Source organism: Streptomyces sp. HSS9-12 (assembly GCF_054963655.1).
In genome coordinates this window covers 1-767 of record NZ_JBUEGC010000128.1, presented here as the reverse complement: position 1 = coordinate 767, position 767 = coordinate 1, and the positions used below count along the sequence as shown (strand labels likewise).

The 767-nt window shown below is 58.0% G+C and carries 1 rRNA gene; it reads right to left on the bottom strand.

The window, feature by feature from the left end:
* Nucleotides 1-21 precede the first annotated feature (21 nt).
* Nucleotides 22-767, bottom strand: a 23S ribosomal RNA gene (locus ACY34J_RS29020); the annotation flags it as partial.

Below are 767 nucleotides of genomic sequence, written 5' to 3'. Positions count from 1 at the left end.
ACACAGTGGACGCGAGCATCTGAGGACAAGCCCTCGGCCTATTAGTACCAGTCAACTCCACCGGTCACCCGGCTTCCATATCCGGCCTATCAACCCAGTCGTCTACTGGGAGCCTTACCCCATCAAGTGGGTGGGAGTCCTCATCTCGAAGCAGGCTTCCCGCTTAGATGCTTTCAGCGGTTATCCCTCCCGAACGTAGCCAACCAGCCATGCCCTTGGCAGGACAACTGGCACACCAGAGGTTCGTCCGTCCCGGTCCTCTCGTACTAGGGACAGCCCTTCTCAAGACTCCTACGCGCACAGCGGATAGGGACCGAACTGTCTCACGACGTTCTAAACCCAGCTCGCGTACCGCTTTAATGGGCGAACAGCCCAACCCTTGGGACCGACTCCAGCCCCAGGATGCGACGAGCCGACATCGAGGTGCCAAACCATCCCGTCGATATGGACTCTTGGGGAAGATCAGCCTGTTATCCCCGGGGTACCTTTTATCCGTTGAGCGACGGCGCTTCCACAAGCCACCGCCGGATCACTAGTCCCTACTTTCGTACCTGCTCGACCCGTCAGTCTCACAGTCAAGCTCCCTTGTGCACTTACACTCAACACCTGATTGCCAACCAGGCTGAGGGAACCTTTGGGCGCCTCCGTTACCCTTTAGGAGGCAACCGCCCCAGTTAAACTACCCACCAGACACTGTCCCTGATCCGGATCACGGACCCAGGTTAGACATCCAGCACGACCAGAGTGGTATTTCAACGACGACTCCC